This window comes from Actinoallomurus sp. NPDC052274 (genome assembly GCF_040679475.1).
Taxonomy (GTDB): Bacteria; Actinomycetota; Actinomycetes; order Streptosporangiales; family Streptosporangiaceae; genus Actinoallomurus; species Actinoallomurus liliacearum.
Genome location: NZ_JBFAUT010000053.1, coordinates 32,374 through 45,433 on the forward strand (window position 1 = coordinate 32,374; position 13,060 = coordinate 45,433).

At 69.2% G+C, this 13,060-nt stretch carries 26 protein-coding genes; 14 read left to right on the plus strand and 12 right to left on the minus strand.

Going from position 1 to position 13,060, the window contains the following annotated elements:
* Window positions 1-4 precede the first annotated feature (4 nt).
* From AB0K82_RS33870 to AB0K82_RS33915, 10 genes are all read left to right on the plus strand, one after another.
* On the plus strand, window positions 5-250 hold the full coding sequence (locus tag AB0K82_RS33870; protein ID WP_364404888.1) for a hypothetical protein: 246 nt from the start codon (window positions 5-7) through the stop codon (window positions 248-250).
* Complete coding sequence (locus tag AB0K82_RS33875) at window positions 247-645, plus strand: hypothetical protein (protein WP_364404890.1); 399 nt, start codon at window positions 247-249, stop codon at window positions 643-645. The genes AB0K82_RS33870 and AB0K82_RS33875 overlap by 4 nt, the downstream gene beginning before the upstream one ends.
* Window positions 642-860 carry a hypothetical protein gene (locus AB0K82_RS33880; RefSeq protein ID WP_364404892.1) on the plus strand — a complete coding sequence of 73 codons (219 nt, stop codon included), beginning with the start codon at window positions 642-644 and terminating at the stop codon, window positions 858-860. Before AB0K82_RS33875 ends, AB0K82_RS33880 begins: the two co-directional genes overlap by 4 nt.
* Complete coding sequence (locus tag AB0K82_RS33885) at window positions 848-1,123, plus strand: hypothetical protein (RefSeq protein ID WP_364404894.1); 276 nt, start codon at window positions 848-850, stop codon at window positions 1,121-1,123. Before AB0K82_RS33880 ends, AB0K82_RS33885 begins: the two co-directional genes overlap by 13 nt.
* Window positions 1,120-1,383 (plus strand): hypothetical protein, encoded by a 264-nt coding sequence (locus AB0K82_RS33890; protein ID WP_364404896.1) that lies wholly within the window; start codon window positions 1,120-1,122, stop codon window positions 1,381-1,383. The genes AB0K82_RS33885 and AB0K82_RS33890 overlap by 4 nt, the downstream gene beginning before the upstream one ends.
* Window positions 1,384-2,168: 785 nt before the next feature.
* Window positions 2,169-2,321, plus strand: a complete 153-nt coding sequence (locus tag AB0K82_RS33895; protein WP_364404898.1) for a hypothetical protein — start codon at window positions 2,169-2,171, stop codon at window positions 2,319-2,321.
* A 37-nt stretch (window positions 2,322-2,358) separates the two neighbouring features.
* Window positions 2,359-4,533: a hypothetical protein gene (locus tag AB0K82_RS33900; protein WP_364404900.1), complete on the plus strand. Its 2,175-nt coding sequence runs from the start codon at window positions 2,359-2,361 to the stop codon at window positions 4,531-4,533.
* 322 nt (window positions 4,534-4,855) lie between these two features.
* Entirely contained in the window at window positions 4,856-5,116 is a 261-nt protein-coding gene (locus AB0K82_RS33905; RefSeq protein ID WP_364404902.1) for a hypothetical protein, read from the plus strand.
* 16 nt (window positions 5,117-5,132) lie between these two features.
* Window positions 5,133-5,384 (plus strand): hypothetical protein, encoded by a 252-nt coding sequence (locus AB0K82_RS33910; protein ID WP_364404904.1) that lies wholly within the window; start codon window positions 5,133-5,135, stop codon window positions 5,382-5,384.
* Complete coding sequence (locus AB0K82_RS33915; RefSeq protein ID WP_364404906.1) at window positions 5,384-5,623, plus strand: hypothetical protein; 240 nt, start codon at window positions 5,384-5,386, stop codon at window positions 5,621-5,623. Before AB0K82_RS33910 ends, AB0K82_RS33915 begins: the two co-directional genes overlap by 1 nt.
* On the opposite strand, the gene AB0K82_RS33920 is transcribed toward AB0K82_RS33915, so the two are convergent.
* The 12 genes from AB0K82_RS33920 to AB0K82_RS33975 form a co-directional block, all read right to left on the minus strand.
* A complete protein-coding gene (locus AB0K82_RS33920) occupies window positions 5,614-6,174 on the minus strand; it encodes a hypothetical protein (protein WP_364404908.1) in 561 nt (186 codons plus the stop codon). The genes AB0K82_RS33915 and AB0K82_RS33920 overlap by 10 nt on opposite strands.
* Complete coding sequence (locus AB0K82_RS33925) at window positions 6,171-6,815, minus strand: hypothetical protein (RefSeq protein WP_364404910.1); 645 nt, start codon at window positions 6,813-6,815, stop codon at window positions 6,171-6,173. The genes AB0K82_RS33920 and AB0K82_RS33925 overlap by 4 nt, the downstream gene beginning before the upstream one ends.
* Before the next feature lie 69 nt (window positions 6,816-6,884).
* Window positions 6,885-7,595 (minus strand): ArdC-like ssDNA-binding domain-containing protein, encoded by a 711-nt coding sequence (locus AB0K82_RS33930; protein ID WP_364404912.1) that lies wholly within the window; start codon window positions 7,593-7,595, stop codon window positions 6,885-6,887.
* Window positions 7,592-8,152, minus strand: coding sequence for a hypothetical protein (locus AB0K82_RS33935; RefSeq protein WP_364404914.1), 561 nt, complete (start codon window positions 8,150-8,152; stop codon window positions 7,592-7,594). The genes AB0K82_RS33930 and AB0K82_RS33935 overlap by 4 nt, the downstream gene beginning before the upstream one ends.
* Window positions 8,153-8,154: 2 nt before the next feature.
* Window positions 8,155-8,370 (minus strand): hypothetical protein, encoded by a 216-nt coding sequence (locus tag AB0K82_RS33940; RefSeq protein WP_364404916.1) that lies wholly within the window; start codon window positions 8,368-8,370, stop codon window positions 8,155-8,157.
* Between the two features lie 25 nt (window positions 8,371-8,395).
* Window positions 8,396-8,905: a hypothetical protein gene (locus tag AB0K82_RS33945; RefSeq protein WP_364404918.1), complete on the minus strand. Its 510-nt coding sequence runs from the start codon at window positions 8,903-8,905 to the stop codon at window positions 8,396-8,398.
* Window positions 8,906-8,916: 11 nt separating this feature from the next.
* Window positions 8,917-9,069, minus strand: coding sequence for a hypothetical protein (locus AB0K82_RS33950; protein ID WP_364404920.1), 153 nt, complete (start codon window positions 9,067-9,069; stop codon window positions 8,917-8,919).
* A gap of 303 nt (window positions 9,070-9,372) precedes the next feature.
* Window positions 9,373-9,642, minus strand: a complete 270-nt coding sequence (locus tag AB0K82_RS33955) for a hypothetical protein (protein WP_364404922.1) — start codon at window positions 9,640-9,642, stop codon at window positions 9,373-9,375.
* 62 nt (window positions 9,643-9,704) lie between these two features.
* Window positions 9,705-10,064, minus strand: coding sequence for a hypothetical protein (locus AB0K82_RS33960; protein WP_364404923.1), 360 nt, complete (start codon window positions 10,062-10,064; stop codon window positions 9,705-9,707).
* Window positions 10,064-10,309, minus strand: a complete 246-nt coding sequence (locus AB0K82_RS33965) for a hypothetical protein (protein ID WP_364404925.1) — start codon at window positions 10,307-10,309, stop codon at window positions 10,064-10,066. The genes AB0K82_RS33960 and AB0K82_RS33965 overlap by 1 nt, the downstream gene beginning before the upstream one ends.
* A 2-nt stretch (window positions 10,310-10,311) precedes the next feature.
* Window positions 10,312-10,626 carry a hypothetical protein gene (locus tag AB0K82_RS33970; protein ID WP_364404927.1) on the minus strand — a complete coding sequence of 105 codons (315 nt, stop codon included), beginning with the start codon at window positions 10,624-10,626 and terminating at the stop codon, window positions 10,312-10,314.
* A 55-nt stretch (window positions 10,627-10,681) separates the two neighbouring features.
* A complete protein-coding gene (locus AB0K82_RS33975) occupies window positions 10,682-10,957 on the minus strand; it encodes a hypothetical protein (protein ID WP_364404929.1) in 276 nt (91 codons plus the stop codon).
* Window positions 10,958-11,130: 173 nt separating this feature from the next.
* Between AB0K82_RS33975 and AB0K82_RS33980 the strand changes: the two genes are divergently transcribed.
* Genes AB0K82_RS33980 through AB0K82_RS33995 form a run of 4 tightly spaced genes read left to right on the plus strand, consistent with a single transcriptional unit; the run spans window position 11,131 to window position 13,056 of the window.
* Window positions 11,131-11,835, plus strand: coding sequence for a hypothetical protein (locus AB0K82_RS33980; protein ID WP_364404931.1), 705 nt, complete (start codon window positions 11,131-11,133; stop codon window positions 11,833-11,835).
* The gene (locus AB0K82_RS33985) at window positions 11,822-12,511 is read left to right on the plus strand and encodes a hypothetical protein (RefSeq protein WP_364404932.1); all 690 of its coding nucleotides are present in this window, start codon (window positions 11,822-11,824) and stop codon (window positions 12,509-12,511) included. Before AB0K82_RS33980 ends, AB0K82_RS33985 begins: the two co-directional genes overlap by 14 nt.
* 15 nt (window positions 12,512-12,526) lie before the next feature.
* A complete protein-coding gene (locus AB0K82_RS33990) occupies window positions 12,527-12,652 on the plus strand; it encodes a hypothetical protein (RefSeq protein WP_364404934.1) in 126 nt (41 codons plus the stop codon).
* On the plus strand, window positions 12,652-13,056 hold the full coding sequence (locus tag AB0K82_RS33995) for a P27 family phage terminase small subunit (protein WP_364404936.1): 405 nt from the start codon (window positions 12,652-12,654) through the stop codon (window positions 13,054-13,056). Before AB0K82_RS33990 ends, AB0K82_RS33995 begins: the two co-directional genes overlap by 1 nt.
* The last annotated feature ends 4 nt before the right edge of the window (window positions 13,057-13,060 follow it).

Genomic DNA, 13,060 nt, shown 5'->3' on the forward strand with positions numbered 1-13,060 from the left:
GAACATGAGCGAACCGAAATGGCAGCGCGACCTCCGCGAAGCACTGGAGAAGGTCGGCGCCGCCTTCGAGCACGCCCACCATGTCATCCTCGCCCAGGCCGCCATGGGCCACATGTTCCGCGGCGAGCTCGAGCAGGCGCGGGACAAGCTCGCAGAGCTACCGCCCGAGAAGTTGACGGAGGTGTCTGTGGCGGCGGCCGCGCTCGCGTCACTCGCCGACGAGGTCGCCGGAGAGGCCAAGGCACCGTGACCTCGCTCGAGAACGACTCCGCGCCGACGCCGTGGTGTACGGCGCCGGGGTCCCGCGTCGCGGTGCCCGGCACGGCGGGGGAGCGCGCCCCGTGGACGCCGCTGGACCGGCTGCTGCCGGACAGGCCGCCGGCCGTCGCGGGCCGACTGCCAGACCTGACGGCGCTGATCGAGGCGTTGCGCCCGCCGATGCGGCAGCTCGCGGTGAGCATCCGATTCACGGCCGACGCGATGCACCGGACGCTCGCGCCGCTGACCTACCGGGACTACCGCGCTCACTGGCGGCGCTGCCTGACGTGCCGGGCCAGCCTCGGCCGTGGCACCGTCGCGCCGCTGAAAGTGGACGGCACGGACTACGCGCGCCGGCGGCGTGCCCGCCGCCGGAACCGCCGATGAACGCCACCATCCGCGTGCGAGCCGCCCGGGCACTGCGGCGGATCGCGCGGCGGCTGGACCCTCCCAGCGCGCCGTACGGCGAGTGGGACCCCGCCAAGGGCGTCCTCGTCATCAAAATCCCCGGACACGGCGGCCCAGACCTGCCACTCGCCTGCCTCGAGATCGGCGCTGGCCAGTTCATCGGACGAACAGGGACGGCGACGTGGCCTTCCTGAACCCGACGCCGTTGTCGCCCGAACGCCCGTGGACGTTCGGCCCGGCCGGAACGATCCGCTACCTCTGCCCAATCGGCTGCCCCTGGCACTACGACGAGCCGCCGGCAACGCGCTGGGTGCTCCGTACGCTCGACCCCGACGCGATCAGCGACGCCATCACCGCGGCGGCGCAGCACCGGGCGGCCGAGACCGAGGCTGCGCTGCGGGAGCACCTGACCGAGCACACCGCCGCCGTGATCCTCAGCGAGGACAGCGAGACGTGAGCGGACGGAGCATCGCGGAACGGATCGACGAGCGGGTCAAGGAGGAGGTCCACGACTGCATCGCGCCCGGGTGCGGCAGGCGGGCCGAGACGGCGTTCATCGCGAACGAGCCCGGCCGGTTCGCCGGGCGGCACATTGAGGCCGGACAGTTCATCGACCTGTGCGCCGTGCACGCCGGCGACGTCTACCGGGCCCAGGGCGTGACCGACGTGTCGCAGCTTCCCGAGTGGCTGCGCGTCGACGCCGGGCCACAGCCGTAACGGAGTCCCGGAACGCCCACCACTGCGGCAGGACGAATCACCCTGATTCACCGTGTTTCGCCCACGATTCCGCGAACACCCGCGACGCCGTCCGGATCGGCAGTACGGTCATCTCGTTGCCCTACGCGGGCATTGATCTCCCCTTCCTTCACTCACGGAAGAGGAAGGAGGTAGATCATGTCTACGCGTGTCGAGGAACGGCGCGAGGTTAAGGCCGAGAGTCGATCCAAGAAGAGGGCGGCGCTCGTGACGGCCGCTACCGGCAGCGCTGTCGGCTTCGCGGTCGGCGTGCTGGTCGGGGTGAGCGTTGCGAGCCGGCCGGGCCCACGGGGCTGAATCCAGGGCCCGACCGACCACACGGCGGGGCGTCGCCTTCATGGGACGCCCCGTCCTCTTCTCCCGCACCGGAGCACGGGAAGCTTCCAGCGCTTACGACGTGCCGCTTCGCCTTCATGTCATACGTTCACCTTCGCGGCTTCGTGGGTGAAGCATGAAGCATCGGCCGAGGTGCAACCCGTAAGACGCCGTCCTACGGTAACCCGGAACAAGAAACCGGTATGCGAAACAGAACAAGAAACCCAACACCATTCGCGAACGCCGCCGTCACCACTCCGCCACTGTCACGGGCAACGTGGCGCAGGATTTCGTCAAGGCTCCGCCCGGCACAGCTGCGCATCGACGCAGGGCCGCGGCGAGCGTAAGCACCTCACCGTGCCGTAACCGGAGTTATCCACAGACGCGACGACGAGCCGCGGAGCGTCCTCCCGCGCTGGGACACTGAACGCATGCCGCCCGCAATCGACGCCGTACTCGCGGACGGTGTCCTCGTCCCCGTCGAGCGTGACGACCACCTCGTCCGCCCCGACGGCGACGGATGGATGTGCATCCGGCCCACCCACAGTGATCGGTCGTGCGAGTCGGAGTTCAGCACACGGTAAATGAGCTGGCATCGCGGATCTTCGCTGAGACGATGCGATGGTGAATGATCAGCTCGAAGCCCTCATCATCCAGAAGCGATCCCGCGTGGCGCTCCCGGGCGGCCCGGCCGGCGACGGAGCCGCAGCCGCGCGCCAGCTCGACGCCGTGCTCATGTCCGTCGGCTTCAAGCTGTCGCGCGGGCTCCTCGAACACCTGTCCGAGCTGAGTACCGGCACGGTCATCGACACCGGCCTGCGGGTCTTGGAGGCCGTACGCCGGCAGGTCGGCGACCACGTGCGGCACAACGTCTACTTCCGTGACTTCCCGGCCAACGTCCCTGACACGATCGAGTTCTGGGTCGACTGCATGCGCCAGGCGCTCCTGGACCCGGTCGCTGGTCCGCGCATCACCGCGCAGGCGTCGACCGGGCTGGTGAACCTGCTCGACCTCCCGACGTACGGCCGGTACCAGCACACCTTCGAGGAGATGCTCGCCGCGCACGAGGAGCTGATCCCGGCCGCTGGCGACCGGGTGACCGTGCTGCACCTCGGCGGCCCGATCGAGGAGGAAGCCCGCGGCCTGTATCTGGCGCTCGCCTCGAGCCGTACGCCGCTGTCCGCCGAGGACCTGGCGGTGCTCGGCGACATCGCGGCGCACTGCCTGACCGGCACGCAGCCCGACGCCATCCCGGTGCGCGAGAACCGCGCCATCATCAACCGGGTACGGCTCGAGCACCGGGCCCCGCTGCTCATCGACACGGTCACGGACGTGCTCCGGCTGGCCTGCGCCGCGTCCGATGGTGACGTCACCCTCACCGAGCCGACCCGGTTCCGCTCGTTCCGCCGCGCGGAGCGCCGCGCGCTGCTCGCCGCGCTGCAGGAGGTCATCGCCGCGGCGCCCGCCAAGCTCGGTGACGTTCTCGCGTATGCCGAGCGGTGGAAGCGTCTGGGCGAGCGCCTGCACCCGCACGAGTACCCGCACCTGCCGCACGCCCTGGAGGTGTTCGCGGTGACGCGCGGTGACAAGCCGGCCCGCTCGCTCGGCGGCCGGGTCGAGGCCGCGTTCGCGGCCGGCGACGTCGAGCTGGCGGTGAGGCTACTGCGGTCAGCGCCGGGCCTGCTGTTCCGGTCCCTCGACTGGCTCCTGCGTACGGCTAAGACTGGTGTCGGGGCTGAAGCGGTCCTCGCCGCCGTCGAAGACGTGGCGGGCACGGTGTCGGGCCGGGTCCTGCTGTCCGTGCGGGAGCACCTACAGAACCGCTCGCGGCGGACGGACGTCGCCCGGGTCTTCGTGAACCGGCGAGGCCGCGCCTGGGTGACCGGCGATGACCGCGACCCGATCCCGCCCAGCGTGCTCGATGGGCTGTTCCGCGTCCTGGACGAGGAGATCCAGCGCCGGCTTCCGGCGGTCGATCACCTGCTCGTCGACCCGGCCGTGCTCGGAGTCGCGCTGCCGCTGTCGGACAAGACGACGGCGCCCGGCTTCGGCGTCCTGCCCCGCGGTACGGTCACGCCCGTCGACGGCGAGCTGCTGCGGTTCTTCATCTACTGGCGGCAGGCCAAGGACCGAACGGACTTCGACCTGTCCGCGCTGATGCTCGACGCCGATTACCGCAACCCCGACTGGGTGTCGTACACGCGCCTCACGACGGTCGGCGGCCAGCATTCCGGCGACATCACCTCGGCGCCCGACGGCGCGTCGGAGTTCATCAACCTCCAGCTGAGCTACCTCCGCCACAGGTTCGTCATTCCGCAGGTCAACGTCTTCGCCGGCGAGAGGTTCGAGGAGGTCGCCGAGTCCTTCTTCGGGTTCATGGTCCGCGACGCCGAGCAGCAGGGCGCGCCGTTCGAGCCCGCGACCGTGCGGATGAAGTCCGACCTGCGCGGGTCGGGCAGGGTCGCGCTGCCGCTGGTGTTCATGCGGGGCGAGGACGGCCGCTGGCGCGCCAAGTGGCTACACCTGTTCCTGAACGGACACCCGTCGTTCAACCGGGTCGAGGGGAACCGGGTCACGACCGGGCACCTGGTGCGCGGCATCGTCGAACGCGAATACCTGCGCGTGCAGTACCTGGTGGACCTGCTCAAGGCCAAGGCGAACACCGTGACCGCCCATCGGGCCGGCGAGTCGGTCGACGGGCCGGTGACGTACATCGGCCTGGAGCAGCCCGAGGATCTCCCGGACGGATCGGTGGCGTACACACTCAGCTCACTGCGCGACCTGATCCCGGCGTAGGTGCTACCGTGACGGCAGCGAGGCCATGAGAGTGCTTCCTTCTATCTCCTTGCGAATGGATCTTTAGCTCTCTCGCTTCCCTCGCCCGCCGCGCGCAGCAGCACGCGGACCGAACCCGGCAGCTCCCCTCGGAGCAGGCCGGGTTTCGCATGTCCGCCACCAGACTTGACCGCCCTGCAGGTCGCGCCGAGTGACTCCCGAACACGAAGGGTTGTTGACATGCGCTGACCTGCGGTGACATCATCCCGAGCTAGCAGACGTATGCCCTCAGCCAATCGGGGAGGCTGAGGGCATACGCATGTCCGGAGGAGGTGAGCTCTTCTTGGACGTGCAGATCCACCGCGGCCCGGACGAGCGCGAGTACGTCGACCGGAAGAACGCCGCCCGTGCCGTCGGCGTCAGACCGGCCACGATCAGCACCTGGGAAGCCCGCGGCCGACTCACCCGAGTGCCCGGCACGCCACCGCGACAGCCGATGTACGCCCTCGCCGAGGTCATCGAAGCCGAGTATCAGTCCCGGCAGAACGCTGCCCGTACGGCCGGTACGACCAGCCGAGCCACCCGCCACTTCGACGAGAACTGAGCCGGGAGGGCCACCGATGACCGACCACGTCGGCGACCAGATCCGCGAGGGCCTGGACCACGTCCGCCGTATGCGCGGCGCAACCGCGGCCTTCGTCGTCCTGGACGAGGTCGAGGGCTGGTACGCGCGAGGCGGCATCATCCCTACCGGCCCGGCCACCGCCCGCATCGCCGCTGACGAGCACCTGTTCCGGCCGGGTACGGACGGCGTCCAGTGCATCCGACCGGACCACGAGGGCCCGTGCCGCAGGCTCCGGGGAGGATCCTGATGCCCGCCCAACCTGGGACGCTCGCGATGTCCGTACAGCTCCGGGTCGGCGACGTCGGCACCGTGGAGCTGGGCAGCATCGACGTCCCGTTCACCACCACCAGTGAGCCAGGCGACGACGGGCTGATCATCCGGTTCGCCGTCGACCAGCCCGCGCTCAAGACCGCACTCGCCGGCTTTCTCCGGGCCGCCGCAGACAACCTCGACGAGATGCCGCCGGAACAGGCTGATCACGCCTGAGCTTCGGCCGCCTGCTTCTGCCGAAGGACGTCTTCGCCGGTGATCTCGTGGTCGCAGTGCGGGCACTTCGCCGGCAGCTCCAACCGCTTTGGCGGCTGCGGCTTCTTGGCGACCTTCGTGCCGACCGGCCGACCACCACCCACGCCCTTGCCCGGGCGGTTCTTCATCCAGGTTCGGTAGACGCCCATTGGCCACACCGGAGAGTTACCGATCTTCTCGTCGGTGAACGGGATGTCACCAGGCCGGGACGTCCCCTCCCGGTGGTTCTTGTCCGAGCGAACCTTCATCGAACGGAACGACTCGGGCTTGATCTCCGCCAGGTGCGCGAACACCGTGGTAGTGATGTAGGCGTCGTCCGGCACCTCGTCCAGGTTGGCCGGCAGATCGTCGGGCGTGTTGATCAACTTCAATGCGTCAAGGTTCATAGAACTAGAATAAGGCGGAGGCGGGGCGGAGGGAACGCCACCACGTCCGTCCGCCGCCACCATCGCCCGGCCGACACCGGCCACGCGCTCGCCTCGCGCCGGCTGAATCGCCACCAGGACGATCACGCGCACCACAGCCCCGAGCCGCTGAGATCTTCCGTCGCGGCCGGCGGCATGGCCGCGAACAGCTCCGCCTTGGCCACCTCCTCCTCGGCCCTGCGCAAGCTCCGCTGTGCCTCCTCGAATCGCTCGCGCTCCCGGGCTGCCTTGTCGACCAGGTGATGCCTGTCGGCCTTGGCAGCCACCCGGACGGCAGCCAGCCGGAGAGCGAAAACCTCCGGACGGGTCAACCAGTGAGTCAGCAGACCCTCGACCACCGCGGCCGTCCGCTCAGCGGTGAGATCCGGAACAGAGCCGCCGTACCTGCCGCGCCGTACGGGCAAGTCCCACCGCTTCAAGCGCCCCTCCCGCATCCTGTCGGTGTTGATGACCATGTCGCCGCACAGCCGCACACCGTTGACGACCGGGCGGTCCTCACGCTCATCGCCCGGGTCGTACCGACGGCCCGTCGGACGCCCCGGCCCGACCCGCACATACGGGGTGTCAGGGTCCAGCCCATCACTCCAGTGATGTTCGGCCCTGACCGTGAACACTCCCGTGACCCGCGTCGCGGTCACCTCGTACAGGGTGGTGCCGGTCTCCCAGTCATCGCTGTAGACGGCCCGCACCACCCCGATGCCGGGCACGTTGATCTTGACGCGCCTCACACGCCTGCCTCTCGAGTGTGGCCGGTCCCCGGCGCCCGGCCTCTCGCAGGAGGCCGGGCGCAACCGGGGTCACAGCACCGTGATGACGATCTCGTCCGGGTCCTCTTCCGCTTCCCGGGCCGCCGTGCCGGTCCGGGTCTGGCTGCCTGCGGTCAGGATCGCCGCGACCGCCGCCGCCAGCCGGGCCAGCGTCTCGACGGTGTGATCGCCGTAGACGTGGAGCTCCTGGTGCTCGTGGTCGACGCTCACCGGCTCCGTGTGCGGCTCCTCCGGAGGCCAGCAGGTCACCGAGTACCCGGCCCGCTCCGCCTGCTTCTTCAGCGAGTCGAGCAGGGTCATGGCCGGGTCGGCGTCCGGGTCCGGCTCCACGTTCCCCTCGAACCCTTCGATGGGCTCGGTCTGGGAGATGTCGAAGTAGGACTTTGCGCGGAAGTAGATCCCGCCGCCCTCCCCGCCGCCACCGCCCTCGGAGCTCGCGCCGCCGCTGGTGTAGCGCCTGACCATCTTCAGATTCTTCTCGCCCTCGCGGACCTGCCGGCCGCGTGCCTGCCAGCCCCGATAGGTGTGAAGTTCGGTCAGGCGCATGCCGCGCTCCTCGGCCTGCCGCAGCAACCACGCCTGGTTACGCAGGCTGTAGCCCAGCAACCGGGGGCTGGCGAGGAGCGCGACGATGCGGTCTCCGATGGCCGGGTCCGCGAGCGCGGCCTCCGCCTGGGCGATGAACTCGGCATCCCGAGCCTGCGCCGCCTCACGCCGGGCCTGGCTCACGCGGCGCTTCACTTCTCACCGTCCCCGGTGAGGTCCAACATCACGGCCAGCGCCGATCGGTCCTCGACCTCGGCGAGAGCACTGAGGAAATCAGCCACGCGCTCCGCGTAGTCCACGAACTCTTCCTGCAACGGGACGAACACGTCCACGTCCTTGGCCGGGTGGTACCAGAGCTCGCCGCTGTTGTCCCAGCAGCGTTTCCGCGTCCACTGGTGCTTCGTCAGGTACCGGCTCATGTGATCAGGCGTGATGCCCTCAGCGGCCCGCTTGTCCCTGATGGTGACCTTGAGCGAGAGCAGTCGAGCCGCCCGAGTGGCAGACTCGTCGCGCATCGCCTGGTAAGCCTCCAGCCGTGCGACGAGCTCCTCCCGCTCGGCGTGCAGACGCTCCAGCTCCTCGTCCCGGACGGACCAGGCAGCCGTAAGAGCGTCCTCGAGCGCCACCCACGGGTCGCGGTCCTCGGAGATCATCCGGATGCCAGGTACGGGTTTCAGGTCGGCGAAGGCGTCCTTCGCCGCTTCACGCTGCCGCTCGCGCAGCCCGTCCAGCCCAGGGTTTCCAGACGGCATGGTCACGCCTCCCCGTCGTCACCGGCGGGAAGGGCGCGGTACTCGATGATGTCCCGGTCCTCGACGGACTCGCTGGTGTCGCAGCTCTGGGCTTCCGAGATGGCCGCTCTTAGGGCCTTCTCATCGACCTGCCCGGAGGCGTCGACCGCGCTGTCAGGCACGTCTACGGTCGCGCTGTGCTGCTCCGTCACGAGCCATGTGACGATGACCTTTCGCATACTTCTCCTCGAATGATCGGCTGCCTCACGCCACCTCACCGGCGGACTGTCGGCTCTGCCGTTTGAACTCGGTGAACGTCATCCGCCCGTGGTCCTCCCACCAGGCGAGCAGTTCTTCCGAGGCGTACTTACGGGCCCGCGGCCAGGGCCCGGAGAACAGCTCCCGTGGGCGCACGCCGGCCGTCTCGCCGACGCGATTGAGCATGTGGCCGCGGGTCGCCTCCTCGGCGGCCTGGTACGCCGCCTCGACGTAGAGCTGGTACTCCTCCCGAAGCCGCTCATCACGGGTGCGGCGACGGGCGTCGCGGTCCAACTGCTGCTGGACGCGCGCCCGCGCCGCCCGCTCGTCCGCTATCAGGCGGTCCCGCCGTTCCATCTCGGCTACGACGGCGTCGAACACGTGATCGACGTGACGTCGGCTGTTGCAGTACCGGATGAGGATCGCCGCGACCTTGTCGTCAGGCAGCTTCCGCAGCCGGGCCGGCCGCGCGGCCAGCCGACTGGGGATCAGCCGGTACGCGAATGACGGGACCACGGAACCGCCCTTCAGAGCAGACCGAGGTCTTCGGTGCCGCACGGGTCGATCGGGAACAGGGACAGGGGGACATCCGGCGCGTCCTTGTCGAAGCGCCCCGGAGCCATGTCGCGCCAGTCCGGCCGTTCCGGTTCGGGGGGCGGGGTGTTGCTGGTGTCGACCATCGGTCTCCTCACTGCCAAGTTCTAACTACTAGAACTAGGTTAGTGAGTATCAAGAAACATAGTCAATATGTTCGGGCGTAATTTTGCGGGGGGCTCCGCTCCTGCTCACAGGGCCGGCCGCGTGCTCGCGGAAGCCGCCCGGCCCCGCCCGTAAGGGCCCGCTTGTCGGACCCGTCGAGGGCTCATGAGGGCTCTACCGGGCCCCGCTGTAGGGACTCCGTCCGTGGGGCCCGTGAGGGCTCCGCCCGGGCATGAAAAACCCCGGGCAGATGACCCGCCCGGGGTGCTCGAACTCGGAGGCCGTCAGGACGCCGATGATGGCCGTGCGGCCGATCGCCGCTTGGTCTTGCTGCCCTTCGGCCGGCCGCCACCCACGCCCTTGCCGGGCCTGCGCGCATACCAGTCGCGCCACTCCTGCTCGCGGCTGGCGAACCAGAACGGGCGGGCGCCGGCCTTTCCGTCGGGCGTCGGCGTCGGATCGTCGGTCTTGGCCGACCGGCGCTGCCAGTCCCGCACGAGCTCGTGGCTCACGCCGAACAGCCTGCCGACGTCGTCGCGGAACATGACGTCCACGGTGACCTCCTCGTCAGATCTGCCATCGCCGCTCGCGTGCGACAGGCAATAACTATGCCCGATTACCTTGACCGCTTGCCGCGTCGAGGCTCATCGGTCAAGCGGTCAAGGCAGCGCTCGACCATCGCATCCCAGTAGTCCGGGCCCTCTTCGGTCAGGTGCGCGACGTTCTGGCGGCCGACCGCATACGTCAACTCGCGGAACCAGATGAGCATCCCCGCCTCTTCGATCGGGCAGAGCTCGCGGAGGACCTCGAGGAGCTTTTCGAGGACGGCCCGGCTGATGAGGCGCGGCGTCGCGGACTCGGCGTCCTCGCCGTCCAGCGCCGCCTGGGCAATGGCGACGATCGCGTTCCGGCGCCGCTGGCCGAGGTCCAGCGGCCCACGGCCGGTCCGGCCGGAGGTCGAGGCGGTCGCCGCCATCAGCCGTTGCCCTCCCAGGACACTGTGAGCGCGCTGATGTTCTCCACGAACCGCCGCGTGGCCTCCTTTGTGTGCGCCGACTGCAGGCTGTTGATCCAGTTTCCGTCGATGTCGTCGAGGAAGCCGGCCACCACGTCGCGATCGGTGATGTCCAGGTCCTCGGGCACCTGAACGGTGATCTTCACGCCGTAGTAGGTCGTCGTCTCGCTGACGTTGGCGACGACGGTGATGGTGCGCTCGCGCACTCCTAGTCCTCTTTCTTCGGGCAGGGGAAGTACAGGTGGTCAATGGATCGCGTCGCGTCCGGTGCGACCGCGTAGGCCGCTTCCAGCGCTTCGCGGTACCAGATATGCGTCGGGTGGTAGACGTCGTGCAGGTAGAGCGTTCGCTGCTCGCGCAGCACCGCCGGAGGAGTGGTCCGCTCGAGGATCCGCCGGCGGCGGTCCATCCGCTCGAGCGCACGCGTGCTGCTGCGCATGGCGCGGGCCGCGAGACGGAACTCCTCGACCTCGGGGATGCCGGACGCGACACACAGGTCGGTCGGCAGGAGAACCTCGGGCATCTCGGCCTCTCTCGATGAGGGCGAGGGTCGGCGGCCTGGCCGACCCCCGGGTCTGTCAGTCGGCGAGGAGCGGGTCCGGCATGACGGTGCGGCACGTCCAGCAGAAGAACTCGCCGGGCTTGAGCTGCTTCTGCTCCTCGTAGACGGGCGGGTCGACGTAGCCGACACCGGAGCCGTGCGGGCAGTCGTTCGGGTCCCCGGTGCGCTTATAGATCTCGAGCTGGGCCTGGTAGTCCGCGGCCGCGCGTTCCATCTCCGCCTGTAGGAGGTCGGCGTCCAGGCGCTCCGCCTCAATGGCCTCCATGTCGGCCGACCAGTCATCATCAAACATAGAACTAGGTTATTGATGTCAAAGAAACTTAGTCAAGTCAATCGGGCAAAGTTTCTGCGAAAGCTCGCGAGCCCTTGTGTAGCCCGCAAATCAGGCCGGCTATGCGATCGTGGTCCGAGTCTCCCGGCCACGTAACCTAGTTCATAGTCATAGAACCAAGATAGGGTGTAGGTATGGAAGTGATCCGCATTGAAGGGGCAACGCCCAGTGCTGAGCTCCGAAGACAGCTCGCCGGCAAACAGGTGCTGCTGTCGTTCTCTCGCGGCAAGGACTCCCTCGCGGCCTGGCTCGCCCTCCGCGACGCCGGCGCCCATGTGATCCCCTACCACCTGCACCTCGTGCCCGGCCTGGAGTTCGTCCGCCGGTCCCTCGAGTACTACACGGAGTGGTTCGAACTCGACGAGCCGATCCTCGACCTGCCGCATCCCTCGCTGTACCGGTGGCTGGTCAACCTCACCTTCCAGGTGCCCGAGCGCGCGGCCATCATCGAAGCCGCCAACCTCCCCCAGTACACCTACGAGGAGCTCAACGACCTCGTACGGCAGCACTTCAAGCTCCCCCACGAGACCTGGGTATGTGACGGCGTCCGCGCCGCGGACAGCCCGAACCGCAGGATGGCCCTCAAGGCGCACGGCCCGGTGAACGCCACCCTCCGCACGCAGAAAGTCGTCTGGGACTGGCGGAAAGCGCACGTCATGGGCGCGATCGAAGACGCCGGCGTGGCATTGCCCCCGGACTACGACTGGTTCGGCCGGAGCTTCGACGGCCTGGACCTGCGCTTCCTCGAGCCGCTCAAGGCCAATGCCCCCGACGACTACGAGCGGATCCTGTCCTGGTTCCCGCTCGCGGAACTGGAGTTCGCCCGTGCCTCTCTCTGACGCCGCCCGGCGGCTGCTGGCCGCCCGCTCCGGCCGGCTCGAGCCAGAGCCGGACGAGCCCCTGCCCAGCGACGACCCTGATGCCGACGAGAACGTCGACGCCGAGGAGCTCGCCCGCCGGAAGGGCTTCCGCGAGCGCGCCGCCCGGGAAGACGAACGGTTCCGGCTCGCGACCGACTCCGAATTCTGGCTCTGCTTCTGCTTCCGCCATCCCGACGATCCGGCCAAGTTCCTCAAGGCCCTCGACCTTCAGGCCGAGGGCCGATTCATTCCCGGGCCCAAACTCGTCGCCGCCACCCAGGGCCGCACGATCGTCCGCAAGGCCAAGGACCGGGCCCGAGCCATGCTGGCCGCCCAGGCCCTCGGAGGCCGCAACGGCGAGTCGATCGCCGACCGGATGACCGCCCAGCCGTTCCCCGACCCCCTCGCGAACGTGAAACCGACCGGGAGCCTGCAGGGCGACGCAGCGGCCGAGCTGGATGCTCTGCAGGCGGCGTTCATGGCGCCCCCGCGGCACGACCCCTCCCGGATCCACGACTCCCCTCACTGGCTTGTCGCCTACTTCGCGTCCCGGGAAGAGAAGGAGGCGTTCCTCGGCACGACCGGGCTGGACGTCCTCGGCGACAAGTACCTCGACGGCAACCAGGCCGCGAGGACGCTTCACCTCACCCTGTGAAGGAGGTAAACGAGCATGCGTAACCGTGTTGCGGGCCTGTTCGGCGGTCTCCGCCGCCGTGGCACCGGCGCGTCGCAGAACCGCGCCAGCGGTCGTCGTCGCGCCGCGTCGCCGTCCGGCGGCCGGTCCTCGGGGACCTGATGACCAACCCTGAGCTCAGGGTGCTCGACGGGGCCGGGAGTGGCGCCGCTCCCGACCCCGTCGATCCTCCCGAGTGGCTCTCAGACGAAGCAGCCGAGATCTGGCGGGCGCTGGCACCCCGCACCGCACCCGGAACGCTCACGCCCTCCACAGCGTGGGCGTTCGCCATGTTGTGCACGGAGCTGGCGACGTTCGCGGACGCTGAGCAGCTCGTCCAGGAGGCGGGCATCATCGTCGCCGACGGCCAGAACCTCGTACCGAACCCCGCGCTGGCGATCCGCCGGCAGGCGGACGGGATCGCGGGCCGCTGGGCCGCGCAGTTCGGCCTGACCCCCGACAGCGCGGCCGCCGACGCGGCGGCCGGGCAGTCCCGCCAGATGCGGCATCTCATCGAAGGCGGGTGAGGTC